The 13720-nt window shown below is 68.0% G+C and carries 14 protein-coding genes; 11 read left to right on the top strand and 3 right to left on the bottom strand.

Annotated elements, in window-relative coordinates; genetic code table 11:
* The first annotated feature begins 8 nt into the window (after positions 1-8).
* The 6 genes from rdgB to PCC79_RS11435 are packed head-to-tail and all read left to right on the top strand — an operon-like array spanning position 9 to position 4163.
* Entirely contained in the window at positions 9-623 is a 615-nt protein-coding gene (gene rdgB / locus PCC79_RS11460; RefSeq protein WP_425325674.1) for an RdgB/HAM1 family non-canonical purine NTP pyrophosphatase, read from the top strand.
* A complete protein-coding gene (locus PCC79_RS11455; protein WP_342371890.1) occupies positions 620-1429 on the top strand; it encodes a thymidylate synthase in 810 nt (269 codons plus the stop codon). Before rdgB ends, PCC79_RS11455 begins: the two co-directional genes overlap by 4 nt.
* Complete coding sequence (locus PCC79_RS11450) at positions 1429-2247, top strand: alpha/beta hydrolase (RefSeq protein ID WP_342371889.1); 819 nt, start codon at positions 1429-1431, stop codon at positions 2245-2247. The genes PCC79_RS11455 and PCC79_RS11450 overlap by 1 nt, the downstream gene beginning before the upstream one ends.
* The gene (locus PCC79_RS11445) at positions 2244-2939 is read left to right on the top strand and encodes an alpha/beta hydrolase (protein ID WP_342371888.1); all 696 of its coding nucleotides are present in this window, start codon (positions 2244-2246) and stop codon (positions 2937-2939) included. The genes PCC79_RS11450 and PCC79_RS11445 overlap by 4 nt, the downstream gene beginning before the upstream one ends.
* Positions 2936-3646 (top strand): hypothetical protein, encoded by a 711-nt coding sequence (locus PCC79_RS11440; RefSeq protein ID WP_342371887.1) that lies wholly within the window; start codon positions 2936-2938, stop codon positions 3644-3646. The genes PCC79_RS11445 and PCC79_RS11440 overlap by 4 nt, the downstream gene beginning before the upstream one ends.
* 1 nt (position 3647) lies before the next feature.
* Positions 3648-4163 carry a dihydrofolate reductase gene (locus tag PCC79_RS11435; protein WP_342371886.1) on the top strand — a complete coding sequence of 172 codons (516 nt, stop codon included), beginning with the start codon at positions 3648-3650 and terminating at the stop codon, positions 4161-4163.
* A gap of 26 nt (positions 4164-4189) precedes the next feature.
* On the opposite strand, the gene PCC79_RS11430 is transcribed toward PCC79_RS11435, so the two are convergent.
* On the bottom strand, positions 4190-4510 hold the full coding sequence (locus tag PCC79_RS11430) for a hypothetical protein (RefSeq protein WP_342371885.1): 321 nt from the start codon (positions 4508-4510) through the stop codon (positions 4190-4192).
* Positions 4511-4640: 130 nt separating this feature from the next.
* Here PCC79_RS11430 and PCC79_RS11425 point away from each other — a divergent pair, with 130 nt between their 5' ends.
* Entirely contained in the window at positions 4641-5219 is a 579-nt protein-coding gene (locus PCC79_RS11425; RefSeq protein WP_342371884.1) for a hypothetical protein, read from the top strand.
* Between the two features lie 503 nt (positions 5220-5722).
* Positions 5723-6100 carry a hypothetical protein gene (locus PCC79_RS11420; protein ID WP_342371883.1) on the top strand — a complete coding sequence of 126 codons (378 nt, stop codon included), beginning with the start codon at positions 5723-5725 and terminating at the stop codon, positions 6098-6100.
* A gap of 123 nt (positions 6101-6223) precedes the next feature.
* Here PCC79_RS11420 and PCC79_RS11415 read toward each other — a convergent pair whose 3' ends face one another.
* Both PCC79_RS11415 and PCC79_RS11410 read right to left on the bottom strand, forming a co-directional pair.
* Positions 6224-7726 (bottom strand): sodium:solute symporter family protein, encoded by a 1503-nt coding sequence (locus PCC79_RS11415; protein ID WP_342371882.1) that lies wholly within the window; start codon positions 7724-7726, stop codon positions 6224-6226.
* Between the two features lie 138 nt (positions 7727-7864).
* Positions 7865-8500 carry a TetR/AcrR family transcriptional regulator gene (locus PCC79_RS11410; protein ID WP_342371881.1) on the bottom strand — a complete coding sequence of 212 codons (636 nt, stop codon included), beginning with the start codon at positions 8498-8500 and terminating at the stop codon, positions 7865-7867.
* Between the two features lie 191 nt (positions 8501-8691).
* Between PCC79_RS11410 and PCC79_RS11405 the strand changes: the two genes are divergently transcribed.
* The 3 genes from PCC79_RS11405 to uca are packed head-to-tail and all read left to right on the top strand — an operon-like array spanning position 8692 to position 13707.
* Positions 8692-9450 carry an urea amidolyase associated protein UAAP1 gene (locus PCC79_RS11405; protein WP_342371880.1) on the top strand — a complete coding sequence of 253 codons (759 nt, stop codon included), beginning with the start codon at positions 8692-8694 and terminating at the stop codon, positions 9448-9450.
* Between the two features lie 16 nt (positions 9451-9466).
* Positions 9467-10105, top strand: a complete 639-nt coding sequence (locus tag PCC79_RS11400; RefSeq protein WP_342371879.1) for an urea amidolyase associated protein UAAP2 — start codon at positions 9467-9469, stop codon at positions 10103-10105.
* Positions 10102-13707: an urea carboxylase gene (uca, locus tag PCC79_RS11395; protein WP_342371878.1), complete on the top strand. Its 3606-nt coding sequence runs from the start codon at positions 10102-10104 to the stop codon at positions 13705-13707. Before PCC79_RS11400 ends, uca begins: the two co-directional genes overlap by 4 nt.
* The last annotated feature ends 13 nt before the right edge of the window (positions 13708-13720 follow it).

The raw sequence follows: 13720 nt of genomic DNA, 5'->3' as shown, positions 1-13720 counted from the left end.
CCGCACCCGTGTCCTCGGTGGTGTTGGCCACCCACAACCCCAAGAAGTTGGCGGAGCTGCGACGGATCGTGGCGGCGTCCGGCGTGGAGCTCGCGGTGCTGGGGCTGGACGACGTGGCGTCCTACCCCGAACCGGCCGAGACGGAACCCACCTTCGAGGGCAACGCGCTGATCAAGGCGCGGGCGGCGGTGGCGGTCACGGGGCTGCCGGCGTTGGCCGATGACTCCGGCCTGGAGGTGGACGTCCTCAACGGCATGCCGGGGGTGCGCACGGCGCGCTGGGCGGGGGCGAAGGCGTCCGATGAGGAGAACCGCCGGCTCCTACTCGCGCAGATCGACGACGTGCACGACGACGCGCGCGGAGCCCGGTTCGTGTGCTGTGTGGCGCTGGTGTTGCCCGACGGCACCGAGGAGGTGGTGCGCGCCGACTGGCCGGGCCGGATCGCCCACGAGGAGTCGGGTGACCAGGGTTTCGGGTACGACCCGATCTTCGTCGCCGAGGGTCAGGCAGTCACGAACGCGGAGCTGTCGGCGGAGGAGAAAGACACGCTCAGCCACCGGGGCCGAGCGGTGCGTGCGATGGTGGAGCGCCTGCGGCTGCGGGGCGCCGAGGAGGAGCAGTGACCAACGACGCGGACGCGGCCTACCTGGGCCTGGTGCGGCGGATTCTGGCCGAGGGGGTCGAGAAGACCGACCGGACGGGCACCGGCACGCTTAGCGTGTTCGGCCACCAGCTGCGGTTCGACCTGGCGCAGGGCTTTCCGCTGCTCACGACCAAGAAGTTGCACACCCGCAGCATTTTCGGCGAACTGCTGTGGTTCCTGCGCGGCGACACCAACATCGCGTGGCTGCACGAGAACGGCATCACGATCTGGGACGAGTGGGCCGACGAGCAGGGCGATCTGGGCCCGATCTACGGCTACCAATGGCGCAGCTGGCCGACGCCGGAGGGCGCCCACGTCGACCAGCTCGCCGACGTCATCGCGCAGATCCGCACCCAACCGGACTCGCGGCGTCACGTCGTCGTGGCGTGGAACCCCGCGATGGTGGACGCCATGGCGCTGCCGCCCTGCCACATGATGTTCCAGTTCTACGTGGCTGACGGGCGGTTGAGCTGCCAGATGTACCAGCGCTCGGCCGACGTGTTCCTGGGGGTGCCCTTCAACATCGCGAGCTACGCCCTGCTGACGCACATGGTGGCGCAGGTCACGGGGCTGGAGGTGGGTGACTTCGTCCACACCTTCGGCGACGCGCACCTCTACCTCAACCACCTCGAGCAGGCGCGCGAGCAGCTCGGGCGCACGCCACGCACGCTGCCGACGCTGCACCTGAACCCGGCCGTGTCGGCCATCGACGCGTTCGAGTTGCGCGACATCGAGGTGCGCGGGTATGACCCGCACCCCGTGATCAAGGCCCCGATCGCCGTCTGATGCTGGACGACCTCGACCACCTCGAGCACCTGGATCGTCTCGATCGTCTGGACCCCCTCGACCACCTCGAGCAGTGCGACCTCGACATCGGGGGTGTGACGGTGCACGTGTGGACCACCCCGCAGCAGGAGGGGCCGGCCTTCGTACTCGTGCACGGGCTGGGGGTCTCCTCGACCTACTTGGGCCCGCTGGCGGCGGAGCTGGCCGAACGGGGACGCGTGGTGCTGTTCGACCTGCCCGGTTTCGGGGGGACGCCCGACCCGGAACGCCCGTTCGGAATCGAGGCGTTCGCGTCCGTGGTCGCGGAGGCGGCCGAGCGGCTGAAGGTGGCGGATGCGGTGTGGCTCGGGCACTCGATGGGCGCACAGATCGTCGTGGACGCCGTCGCTCACCACCCGGGGGTGGCGCGCGCCGTGGCGCTGGCGTCCCCCGTGGTGACGCACGGGGCACGCTCGGTGCGGAAACAGACATGGGCGTTCCTGAAGTCGTCGGCGCGGGAGCGGTTCTCCGAGGCGCTGCTGTCGGTGCAGGGGTACCTGCGGGCCGGCCTGGTGTGGCCGCTGGAGGTGCTGCCCGCCATGCTGGAGTACCGCGTCGAGGAGCGGATGCCGGCCCTGACCCAGCACCTCGTGCTGCTGCGGGGGTCGCGGGACGCGGTGACCCCGCAGTCGTGGATCGAGGAGCTGGGCGCGGCCGCGGGTGCGGCGGCGTCCGTGCGGCTGGTCGTGGTGGCGGGCGCCTCGCACCAGCTCGTGGTGGGGCATGCGGGTGTGGTGGCGAGGGAGCTGCTCGAGCTGGCCGAGCGCGCCGCCTCATGAACGTGCGCGAGAAGGTCGGCTTCGTGGTGCGGGACTGGCTGCACGTGGCGGGCCGTCAGGTGGCTGCGCTGTTCGATCGGACGCCGGCGCGGCGGCTGCTGGCGGTGCCGCGCCCCTGCCCCGAGGGGCGCATCCCCGTGCTGTTGTTGCCGGGCGTCTACGAGCCGTGGCGCTACCTCAAACCCCTGGGTGAGTTCCTGCGGGACGCCGGCCACCCCGTCCACGTCGTCGACCAGCTCGGCTGGAACGTCAGTTCTCTGGAGGCCGCGGCGGACGTGGTGGAGGCGTTCGTGGCGGATCGGGGGCTCGAACGGTGCGTGGTGGTAGCGCACTCGAAGGGTGGGCTGATCGGGCTGCTGACGATGACCCGGCCGGGTCTCGACGCGCGCATCGCCGGGGTGGTGGCGGTGGCGTCGCCCTTCCGGGGTTCCTCGCGGGGGCTGCGTCTGGCGGCGCTCAGCCACCTGCGCGAGTTCGCGCCCACGGCGTCCGGAATCGCGATGATCGCGGCCCTGGACGTGGCGCAGCGCCGCGTGTCGTCGCTGGTGCCGGCCTGGGACGAGATGATTCCGGAGGGGTCGACGCTGGAGGGGGCGCGCAATGTGCCGCTGGCGGCGTCCGGGCACTTCCTGCCGTTGATGGACGAACGGGTGTGGTGGAAGGTGCACGCCGAGGTGCATCGGTGGGCGTGAGCGGGTGGGGATCCACGGTGCGCACGCTGGCCTGGGAGGCGGCGCACGTGGTGCCGCACCGGGCTCGGATCACGGTGGACCGGACGCCGCCGGACGCGTTCGCCTCCGGGTGGCGGGCGCCGGTGGTGCTGCTGCCCGGCGTCTACGAGCCGTGGCGCTACCTGCTGCCGTGGGCGCGGGCGTTGCACGAGCGGGGGCATCCGGTGGTGGTGGTGCCGGAGCTGGGATACCAGCGGCTGGCGTTCGAGCGAGCTGTGGCGGTGGCGGCGTCCGCCGTGGTGGCGGCCGGCGTGCGGGGCGCCGTCCTGTTGGGACATTCGAAGGGTGGGCTGATCGGCAAGGCGCTGCTGCTGGAGGCGGGTCTCGCCGACCGGGTGGCGGGGTTGGTGGCGGTGGGCACGCCGTGGGCGGGATCAATGCGGATGGGCGGCCTTCGAGGGCGGGCGCTGCGGCGGACGGCCCTGGGGGTCTTCGCGCCGGGTGGGGCGGAGCTGGGCTGGTTGGCCGCGCTGACCCAGGCTGACGCGCGGATCACGTCGATCCAGCCGGCCTGGGACGAGTTCATCCCGGCGGTGGCCGGGGGAGCCGGGCCGCCGGGGAGCCGTACGATCACCCTCGGCGTCAACGGGCATTTCCGGCCGGTGGTCGATCCCGGTGTTCATCGCGTGCTGGCCGCCGAGGTGGCGCGGCTGGCGGAGGGGAGCTGAGATGGCGACGAAGGTGGTCGCGATCGCGATTGTTGCGTCCAACGGGGTGCTCGGGGACGGGGAGAAGCAGCCGTTCTCGTTCGCCGAGGACTGGGCGCGCTACAAGCGGGTGACCCTGGGCCACCCGATGGTGATGGGCCGCGCGACGCACGATGCTATCGGTCGCTGGCTGCCGGGGCGGACGACCATCGTCGTGACGCGGACGCCGTCGGTCGTGTCGCTGCCGCCTGCGGGCTCAACCGCGGTGGGGTTGGTGGCCACCTCAGTGGAGGAGGCGTTGGCCGTCGCTGCCGGTCTGGATGACGTGGTGTACGTGGCCGGGGGTGGAGAGGTCTACCGGCAGGCGTGGCCGTGGCTCACCGAACTGGATATGACCGAGGTGCCCGTGGCGGCCGAGGGGTCCGTGACGTTTCCGGAAATCGACCCTGAAGAGTGGATGGAGGTGCGGCGCGAGGCCCGTGAAGGATTCGACTTCGTCGGGTACGAGCGACGCGGAACTGCTGCGCCGTTGGTGTGAGGGTTGGGAGGCCTGGGACGCCGCGCTCAGAGGAAGGCGAACACGAGCAGCGTAGCGGCGAGCAGGACGACCAAGGCGGTGCCCGTGACGAACCACGGCTTGCCGCCCTTCGCGAGAAATACTCCCAGTGGGGCGGCGATGGCGGCGCCGAGGAGCACCGTGGCGAGGCCGATGCCGATCCACTGCAGGGACGCCGACCCGACGGCGGCAGTCATGGTGATGATGCCGGTGCCGGCCAGACCCAGGGGAAACAGCGTGGCCATCCCCGCGAGCAGTCGCGCCCAACCAGGCCCCCAGGGCGGGGTTGCGGGACGGCGGGCGTAGGTGTTGTCGGGTTGTGCGGTCATGGGCTCCAGTGTGCCGGGTGCCCGCGGGCGCGTTGTTGGACGTGGCTGTGGACAACTCTCGGAACGGGTGGGGTGCGTCTGGGGCGCTGTGTCATGCTGGGCCAGTCGTCGTTGACGTAGGGGGATTCGCGTGGTGAAGCCGATGACTGCTGCCGGTGCCGTGGTGTGTTGGGGCGTGCTGTTTGCGGGGTGCACGCCCGGGGTGGAGCCCACCCCCGAGCCGACTCCGGAGCCGACGTTCCAGTGCACACCCGAGGCGGGTGGGGATGCGTATGGCTGTGACCAGGCTGAGTTTGAGGCCATGGTGGCGCGGGATGAGCAGTACGCGGAAGCTGAGCGGGTGTATCGGCGTGTGCAGGAGCTTCAGTTTGACCTCATGGAAGCGCGCGAGCCCATGAATGAGGAACTCCGATCCCTGATGACGGGAGAATACTTGGAATTGGCGACGTCCGAGCTACGAGATGCCCTCGAGAGCGGGGTGTCTTATCGAGGGAACCTAGAAGTGGCTTGGGTGCGTCGCGCGACCGACATATCGGACCAAGGTTCCGTCCTAGCGCTCTCGACCTGCTTGGCTCCAGGCTCGCTGGTATTGACCTACGAGGGTGAGGATTCGCGCCCGACATCCTTTCAGGAGCAAGTTTTCTTTAAACAAGAGGATGGCGGGCTCAAGGTCGCGAGCAATCGAGTGTGGGAAGTCGCCGAATGTTAAGAAGTTTATGTCTGGCATTTCTGCTCATGGGCTTGCTGTTGATCGCGCCGCCTAACGCCTCCGCCGCCGGTCAGTGTGATGATGTCGTAGTCCCCAAGCCAGTATCACAGCCAAATCCTCAGGCCTCGAAAAAAGGCACGACAGTCAAGTTGAGTGCAAAGCAAGCGACTTCCACGAGCACGTCCAAGACCTGCGACACCGAGGAAGACGATCAGCCACCAGCCCAATCGTCAGGCGGCGGGGAGAGGCCATGGTGGCAGTTCTACACGGAACCACAGTGGGCTCAGTTCCGTGCGCTCAGTGGGGAGTGTGACGGCTCGACCGGGACCATAGCCGAGTGGTGTTCGGCAGAGATCCCGATCTTGGCGGATGGAGAGTCCGCGCCGGCAGTCACTCCTCCTCGGGAACTCATCGAGCAATTCGCGGCTGAGGCGGTGTTGTCCATGGAGCTGCCCTTACCCCACGTCCAAATTGGACCCGCTCCGGAGCGTAATGAATGGGACATGGTGGTAGTGGGTTACCCCCTCTGGCTCTGGGTGGATGGGCAAGATCGGTTGGACGCCACGTCCTCGACGGCGGGCATTCCACTCGCGTTGCATGCGGTCCGGGAGCGGGTGGTGTTTGCGATGGGTGATGGCAAGTCGATCACGTGCACGTCGATGTCGCCGCTGCCCTCCGGTACGAAGCCAGGGACGCCGTCGCCTGATTGTGGGTATGTCTATGAGGGGGCGTCGTTGCCGGAGGGCTCCTACACGGTGACGGCGTCGAGTCATTGGTCGGTGGCGTGGTCGGCGTTGGGGTACAGCGGTACGGTGCCGGTGGTGGTGTCGGCGTCGCGGGAGTTGCCGGTGGGTGAGCTTCAGGCCGTCATCGTCGGATAGCGGAGGTTCCCGAGAGGAGAATATGTGCACGGGGCTCGCGTGCGGTGAATAGCGGGGTGCCGTGCGGTGTTGGTTCGGTCTCTGAATCGAGGCTGGCTCCGGGCGTGGGCAGATGCGTGGAGGTCATGCGGCAACCAGTTCGCGGTCCGTTTCCGCCTTCAGTTCGACGCGAGCCTCGTGCTCGCGAAGCAGTTCGTGGGCGCCACGGCTTTGGAAGAGTGAAACCGCGACGAAGGTTCCCACCCCCAGCGTGGCCGCGACCAGTGTCGTCCAGCCATCAGCACTGGCTTGAAGGTAGGGGTTGGGGATGTACAGGATGGTGTTGTCCACCCCGTAGACCGTGGGAGTGAGGACGAGGCCGATCACGCGGGACACGAGACCCACGCCAACACCGGCCAGGACGGCGCTCTGGCCTGGCCGGCGCCAGTAGACACCCAAGACGAACGGCGCCGCCAGGCAAGCCAGCATGACGTCGAACGCCAGGGTCAGCAGGATGCCGGTCTGGGAGACGCGGACCGCGATGAAGGTGGCAGCTGCCACGAAGGGGATCATCGCTACGCGGGTCCACAGGAGCAAGGGGTCGCGCTCGCCGGGCATCACCGACCGGCGGACGTTGAACACGTTGCGCACGGCGACAGCCGAGGTGGCGAGAATCGCTCCTGAGGCGGTCGAAAAGGATGCGGCCACGATGCCTGACAGCACGAGAACCGCCAGGAGGGGCGGGGCGTAGTTGCCCAGAAGCTGGAACAGGATGGGCCCATCGACCGTGGTGAGACCCAGCACCGCATGGGCGGTCAGGGCCACGAGTGCAAAAATGATCCCGATGGTGGCCGTGGCGGCCGCGCCGATGTAACAGGACCGTCGCGCCACCTCCGGGCTCTTCGCGCCGAAGATGCGCTGCATGAAGTCGATGGCCACCAGGTCGCCGACCCCGAGCGCGAGCAGCGTGGCCCAGTTGATGGGGGCACCCATCTGCGCCGACGTCAACTGCTCGAAGTCGAGCGGACCCATGCCTTCCGGAATGACGATGCCGAAGCTGAGCGCCACCCAGACCAGCAGGCTGACTGCAGCCACGACGGTGATGGCCATCTGGATGACCGCGGTGTACGCGTCCGAGAAGAGCCCGCCGGCAATCGTGTACGCCAGGACGAGACAGACGGTGATGACGATGCCGGCCGTGTAGGGCAGGCGGGTGAAGTGTTGGAGCAAGTAACCGCACGCCACCAAGTTTCCTGCGAGGAGCAGTGTGAAGGAGAAGATCATGATCACGGACGCGACGACCTCGACGGTCCGGCCGTAACGAATGCGGAAGAAGTCGGCCAGCGTCAGCAGCCCCATACCGTTGAGGGGCTTGGCCAAGAAGAGCCCGGCGAGCAGCAGGCAGACCGCCAGGCCAATGGCCAGTGAGGCGCCGGACCAGAACCCAAAGTCGCTCGTCAGGTCAGTGTTCCCTACAGTGGCGTTCGAGTCCACGGCGGCGGCGCACAGTGACACGGCGACCAGGGGGACGCCCAACCGCCGCCCGGCGACGAGATAGTTGGCAGAATCGCCGTCGACCTTGCGCCCCACGTAGATGCCGACGACCAGCACCGCGAGCACACTGAGGGAGACACCGAAAATGATCATGGTCACTCCTGAGGGAGACCGGCTGAGCCGGATATCTGTTGAGTGACAGATTCCTGCGGGCGCGTGTTTCAGCGGATCGCGCCGGTGCGTCAGCCGTGTAACGAACAGCTCTCAGGCCCCGGGGCGGCCTTGCGAGGATCAGCCGTCCAAGGTGGCGATGAGGTCGGCTGCGAGTGACCGTTGGATCTGGGTGGGGGGGCGCCCGGTGGCCACCAGGACAACGGCGTCCGCGACGCGGTGCGGATCGGTGCTAGGGCTGCCGTCATTGCGGCGTCGGGCCAGGATGACGCTCTCGACCAGGCCGAGAGCCAGGTCGCAGGCGGTGTCGTCGCCACCGCAGGACGCCACCAGTGTGCGGTAGTGCTCGCGGAGATCGAGCCAAGCGATGCGAAAGGGTTCAAGGTGGGGCGTCTGAATTTCGGGCAGCAGGTAGAGGGCCCCCAGGTTGACCTCGCCGGCAGCCAGCTGAGCGGCGTCCAGGTGGGCAAGTGCCCACAGTCGTGCCGGGGCCGGGGCGTTGGACGTGGCCAGCTTCTCGGCCGCAGCGATCGTGGGTTCAACCGTCTGGAGCAGCAGCGTGAGGAGGATCGCCTCCCGGTTCGGAAAGTAGTGGTACAGCGTCGCCTGCCTCACGCCCGCTGCCTCCGCAATGGCATGGGTGCTGGCGCGGAACCCGTCTCGCGCGAAGAGTCGTGCGGCGGATTCGAGCAGATCGGCGCGGGTGCCCCTACCGCTCGGCGAGGCCTGGAGCCTCGGCCGTCCGCGTCTTGTCATGGTGCTGTCGAGGATAGCTCCACCTGCTCGTAACGCCGCGGTGACGAGGGTGACACAACGGTCTCGTTCACTGGCTGCAGGCGCTATTCAATCAATCGACAGAAAACGTGGAGGGAACGATGAACCCCACCGCCACAACGGCTGGAGCGAAGCAGCACGCGCGAGCGCAGGAAGGAACGGTGGTCCCAGCCATGCCCACCGTTCCTGCATCGGACGCATCCGGCCCGGATGGCCTCGCGGCCGATCGGCTGGTGTGGGCCGAGAGGATCGGGAGCGGCAGCTACGCCCACCGTCTCCTGGAACGCGGCACGCGGCTGCGCCTCACCGATGTGGACGGGGACGCCTGCGCGCACGTCATCCTCCACAACGCGCTCGAGACCTGTGAGCGCCTCAACGTGGCTGACACCCAGAAGGTGCAGTGGCAGGTCTACTCGGGCGCGGGCCAACTCCTCTTGTCCGACCAAGGACGCGTGTTGGCCAGCGTCAGCGAGGACACCTCGAGTCACCACGACTCGATCTACGGCACCAGCTCCCTGGGCAGAAACCGTGAGCGCTACGGAGACGGCACACCTCACGGCCCGAGCCCCGCGGGGCGTGAGTTGCTGAAGCTGGCTGCACTCAAGCACGACCTGTCGGGTCGCGACATTCCGCCCACGATGAGCTTCTTCAAGGGCATCCGTATCGATGCGGCCGGTGCTCCCGTGTGGGAGGGGGCCGCGCCTGCCGGCGCGAGCATCACGTTGGTGGCCGAGATGCCCGTCCTGGTCATGATCGCGAACGAGCCCCATCCCCGTGACCCCCGCCCGACCTACACGGGTACCGATCTGGCGGTTCTGGCTTGGCGCGATGAACCCACCCGCGAGCACGACGCCCAGTGGCACCGGAGCCCGGAAGGACGCCGTGCCTTCGAAAACACCCACCTGTACCTGTCGGCCCGCGGTCTGGCCTGAATCGAAGGAGCCTTCCATGTCCCCTCACCATGACGTCCACGGTCTGACGGTCAGCCGGGAAGTCCTCGCCCCTCGCGCCCCCTGGTCGGCCGTCCTGCAGCCCGGGCAGGTGCTCACGATCATCGATCTCGATGGCAACCAAGCCGTCGACTTTCTCTGCTATGACGCCTCGGACACGCGCAACGCCTACTCGGCGCAGGCGACACTGCAGGCGCAGGACTCTGTCTACCTCACCACCGGTTCGGTCCTGCGCAGCAGTGAGTACGACGCACTCCTGACCGTGATCGCCACGGACGTGGAGCGCCACGACACGTTGGGGGGTGCGTGCTCCAAGGAGTCCAACACACTGCGCTACGGCCACCACACCTGGGGTCAGCACGCGTGCGCGGAGAACTTCATCGCTGAGTTGGATCGGCACGGCATGGGCAAGCGCGACCAGGTGTCGAACGTCAACTGGTTCCTGAACGTACCCGTCGACCCCGACGGGGCCTTGGGCATCGTGGATGGAATCTCGGCACCGGGCCTCAGCGTTGCCCTGCGCGCCGAACGGGAGGTGCTTGTTGTCATCTCCAACTGCCCGCAGGTCAACAACCCGTGCAACGGTTTCGACCCGAGCCGGTGCGAGCTGATCATCGAAGAGGGAGCCCCGGCATGAGCATGGGTACCCTGCTGGTCGCCAACCGCGGCGAGATCGCGGTGAGGATCATGCGGTCCGCCAAGCGGTTGGGGATGCGGACCGTCGCGGTCTTTTCCGATGCTGACCGCGGCGCGCTGCACGTCCACGAGGCAGACGTCGCCGTCCACATCGGGGGCGAGGCCGCAGCCGAGTCCTACCTACGGGGAGACGCGATCATTGCCGCAGCCATCCAGGAAGGTGCCGGGCTGATCCACCCGGGTTACGGATTCTTGTCCGAGAACGCCGACTTCGCGCGTGCCTGCGATCGTGCCGGCCGCGGCTTCGTGGGGCCGACACCGGAGCAGCTTGAGGTTTTCGGCGCAAAGCACACGGCACGGGACCAAGCTGAGCGGGCTGGCGTCCCCTTGCTGCCGGGCTCAGGCCTCCTCGCGTCGCTGGAGGACGCCCTCCTGGAGGCTGACCGCATCGGATACCCCGTCATGCTGAAGGCGACGGCAGGAGGTGGCGGCATCGGCATGCAGGGGTGCGACACACCGGAGCAGCTGCGGACCGGCTGGGACAACGTGCGTCGGCTGGCAGGAGCCAACTTCTCCTCCGCGGGCGTTTTCCTAGAGCGGCGGGTGAGGCGTGCGCGCCACATCGAGGTCCAGGTCTTCGGTGATGGCCACGGACGGGTCGTGGCGATGGGGGACAGGGATTGTTCGCTGCAGCGACGCAACCAGAAGGTGCTCGAGGAGTCACCAGCCCCCGACTTGCCGGAGGCCGTCCGGACTCAGATCACCGAGGCAGCCGTCCGCCTCTGCGAACAGGTCAACTACCGCTCCGCGGGCACGGTTGAGTACATCTATGACGCCGAAAGGCACGAGGCTGCCTTCCTGGAGGTCAACACAAGACTCCAGGTCGAGCACCCCGTCACCGAGGCACGCTTCGGCATCGATCTCGTGGAGTGGATGATCCGCCTCGCTCGGGGTGATCGCGACGTGGTGTCAGCTCCGCCACCCCCTCGGGGTGCTGCTGTCGAGGCGCGGGTGTATGCGGAGAACACCGACCTCGGCAACCTGCCCAGCTCCGGAACCGTGACGGCTGTCTCGTGGCCGGACGGCGTCCGGGTCGACACGTGGATCGAGCCGGGTGTGACGGTTTCCACGTCCTATGATCCCTTGCTCGCAAAAGTCATCGTGCAGGGGGACGACCGCGCCGAGGCGTGGTCCAAGCTGCACGCCGCACTGCGTGACACCCGAGTGCAGGGCATGGCCACCAATCTGGGGCTCCTGCGGGCCGCGTCGGAGGACGCCGAGGTGCTCGCCGGTGTCCACGACACCGGCACCCTCTCTACGGTGGTCAACACGGAGCCGCGGTTGGAGGTCATCCGATCCGGTGTCCTGTGCACCATCCAGGACTGGCCCGGACGCTTGGGGTTGTGGTCGGTGGGAATTCCGCCGTCGGGCCCCATGGACGACTGGTCCTTCCGGCTGGGCAATGTGGCGCTCGGCAATGATGAGGGCGCCCCCGGGCTCGAGATCACGATGGGCGGTTCGGCTCTGCGGTTCCACACCCCCACCAGGATCATGGTGACCGGCGCGCCCACGCCCCTGACCCTCGACGGCGTGCAGGTGACCCAGTGGGAGCCCGTTGCGGTCGGCGCCGGCCAGATTTTGGAGGTCGGTCAGGCAACGGCAGGCATGAGGAGCTACCTGTTGGTCGAAGGTGGCCTGGACGTGGCACCCGTCCTGGGGTCGGTGTCCACCTTCACCGACGGAGAGATGGGGGGCACGACCGGAGCTGCCCTGCGGCCGGGTGACATCGTGGGCTTGGCAACTCCGGCCAGCCCCCAGGCGGTGAAGGCGGTCCCGGCCGGGCAGCGTCCGGACTTCACCGATTACTGGCGCATCGCAGCCATGGAGGGGCCGCACGCCGCGCCGGACTTCTTCACGGTCGATGACATGGAGACGTTCTACGCCACCGGGTGGGAGGTCCACTTCAACTCTGCTCGGACGGGTGTGCGGCTCAGCGGGCCGAGACCTCGGTGGGCCCGCCCCGACGGTGGTGAAGCAGGTCTCCACCCGTCCAACATCCACGACACCCCCTACAGCGTGGGCGCGGTCGACTACACCGGTGACATGCCCATTCTGCTCGGGCCGGATGGGCCGAGCCTGGGGGGCTTCACATGTCCGGCCACCGTCCCGACGGGGCACCGGTGGAAGCTCGGCCAGCTGCGTCCGGGCAACACGGTGACCTTCGTCCCGATCGGGGCGCCACAGGCAGCGGCCCTGCGGGAGCGTCCGTGGATGAGCGCCGCCGCCGACAAGGTGCCCGTGACGGACGGTGGGGTGCTGCTCGAGATGGCTCCACGCTCCGATCGGCCATCTCTCACCGTGCGGCGCCAAGGGGACGCGGCCGTCCTGGTCGAGTACGGGCCCATGCAACTCGATCTCGAGACCCGGATGCGCATCCATGCCCTCTCCGGGGCGATCGCGGACCTTCGGGACGCCGGACGCCTGGCGGGGACCCTCGAGATGACGCCGGGCATCCGCTCGCTGCAGATCCAGGTGGATCCTGCGGTGACGACGGTGGAGGAGATGGCCCAGCACGTGCGTGCAATCGAAGAACGGCTGCCGGCCACCGACGAGCTGCGGGTGCCGAGCAGAGTGGTTCATCTGCCTTTGTCCTGGGACGATCCCGCCACTCGGGAAGCGATCGACCGGTACATGCACGGCGTTCGTGATGATGCTCCTTGGTGCCCTTGGAACATCGAATTCATCCGCCGGATCAACGGACTCGACTCGGTGGAGGCTGTCTACCGCACCGTGTTCGACGCGGAGTACCTCGTCATGGGCCTCGGAGACGTCTACCTGGGCGCCCCCGTCGCCACCCCTTTGGATCCACGGCACCGACTGGTGACCACGAAGTACAACCCTGCGCGGACCTGGACTGCGCAGAACTCCGTCGGCATTGGTGGGGCCTACCTGTGCATCTACGGCATGGAGGGGCCAGGTGGGTACCAGTTTGTGGGGCGCACCACCCAGGTGTGGTCCACTCTGCGCCAGCGGGCGTCCTTCGAGGAGGGGACACCTTGGCTGTTGCGGTTCTTCGACCGGATCAAGTGGTACCCCGTCAGCACCGAGGATTTGATGGAGATGCGAGCTGACATGGCGGCCGGACGTCTCCAGCTGAGGGTGAGCGAGGGGCACTTCTCGGTGCGCGAGTATCGTCAGTTTCTCGCCGACCATGCGACCGAGATCGAGGCCGCCCGGAGTCGGCAGCGTGCTGCGTTCGCGGAGGAGCGAGCGGCATGGGAGGCGTCCGGTGAGTTCGAGCGCGCTGAGGAGGCGGCCGGTGCGGTCGTGGAGTCAGTCCAAGTCGAGATCCCGGACGGCTGTCACGCGGTGGAGGCACAGTTCGCCGCCAGCGTGTTCAGGGTGGACGTCTGCCGCGGAGACCTGGTGCGACGGGGGCAGCGGATTGCCAGTGTCGAGGCCATGAAGATGGAGGCGGAGATTCTCGCACCGCAGGACGGCGAGGTGGTGGACGTGGTGGTGGCACCCGGGGCCCAGGTCGGCCCGGGGAGTTTGCTCGTCATTCTGCGGCCGCGAGAGCTGGATCAGGAATCAGCAGCATGATGTCCATCAGAGA

Origin of the sequence: Propioniciclava soli (assembly GCF_038502305.1) — a bacterium.
Classification (GTDB): Bacteria; Actinomycetota; Actinomycetes; order Propionibacteriales; family Propionibacteriaceae; genus Propioniciclava; species Propioniciclava soli.
Note: the sequence above shows the minus strand (reverse complement) of the source record. Positions and strands in the feature narration are given on the sequence as shown.

Bases quoted from the DNA above. Each gene is read 5' to 3' on its own strand.
- PCC79_RS11405 (WP_342371880.1), top strand. From the start codon at position 8,692: ATGCCCACCGTTCCTGCATCGGACGCATCCGGCCCGGATGGCCTCGCG.
- PCC79_RS11430 (WP_342371885.1), bottom strand. From the start codon at position 4,510: ATGACCGCACAACCCGACAACACCTACGCCCGCCGTCCCGCAACCCCG.
- PCC79_RS11410 (WP_342371881.1), bottom strand. From the start codon at position 8,500: ATGACAAGACGCGGACGGCCGAGGCTCCAGGCCTCGCCGAGCGGTAGG.
- uca (WP_342371878.1), top strand. From the start codon at position 10,102: ATGAGCATGGGTACCCTGCTGGTCGCCAACCGCGGCGAGATCGCGGTG.
- PCC79_RS11445 (WP_342371888.1), top strand. From the start codon at position 2,244: ATGAACGTGCGCGAGAAGGTCGGCTTCGTGGTGCGGGACTGGCTGCAC.
- PCC79_RS11435 (WP_342371886.1), top strand. From the start codon at position 3,648: ATGGCGACGAAGGTGGTCGCGATCGCGATTGTTGCGTCCAACGGGGTG.
- PCC79_RS11450 (WP_342371889.1), top strand. From the start codon at position 1,429: ATGCTGGACGACCTCGACCACCTCGAGCACCTGGATCGTCTCGATCGT.
- PCC79_RS11415 (WP_342371882.1), bottom strand. From the start codon at position 7,726: ATGATCATTTTCGGTGTCTCCCTCAGTGTGCTCGCGGTGCTGGTCGTC.
- PCC79_RS11420 (WP_342371883.1), top strand. From the start codon at position 5,723: ATGGTGGTAGTGGGTTACCCCCTCTGGCTCTGGGTGGATGGGCAAGAT.
- PCC79_RS11400 (WP_342371879.1), top strand. From the start codon at position 9,467: ATGTCCCCTCACCATGACGTCCACGGTCTGACGGTCAGCCGGGAAGTC.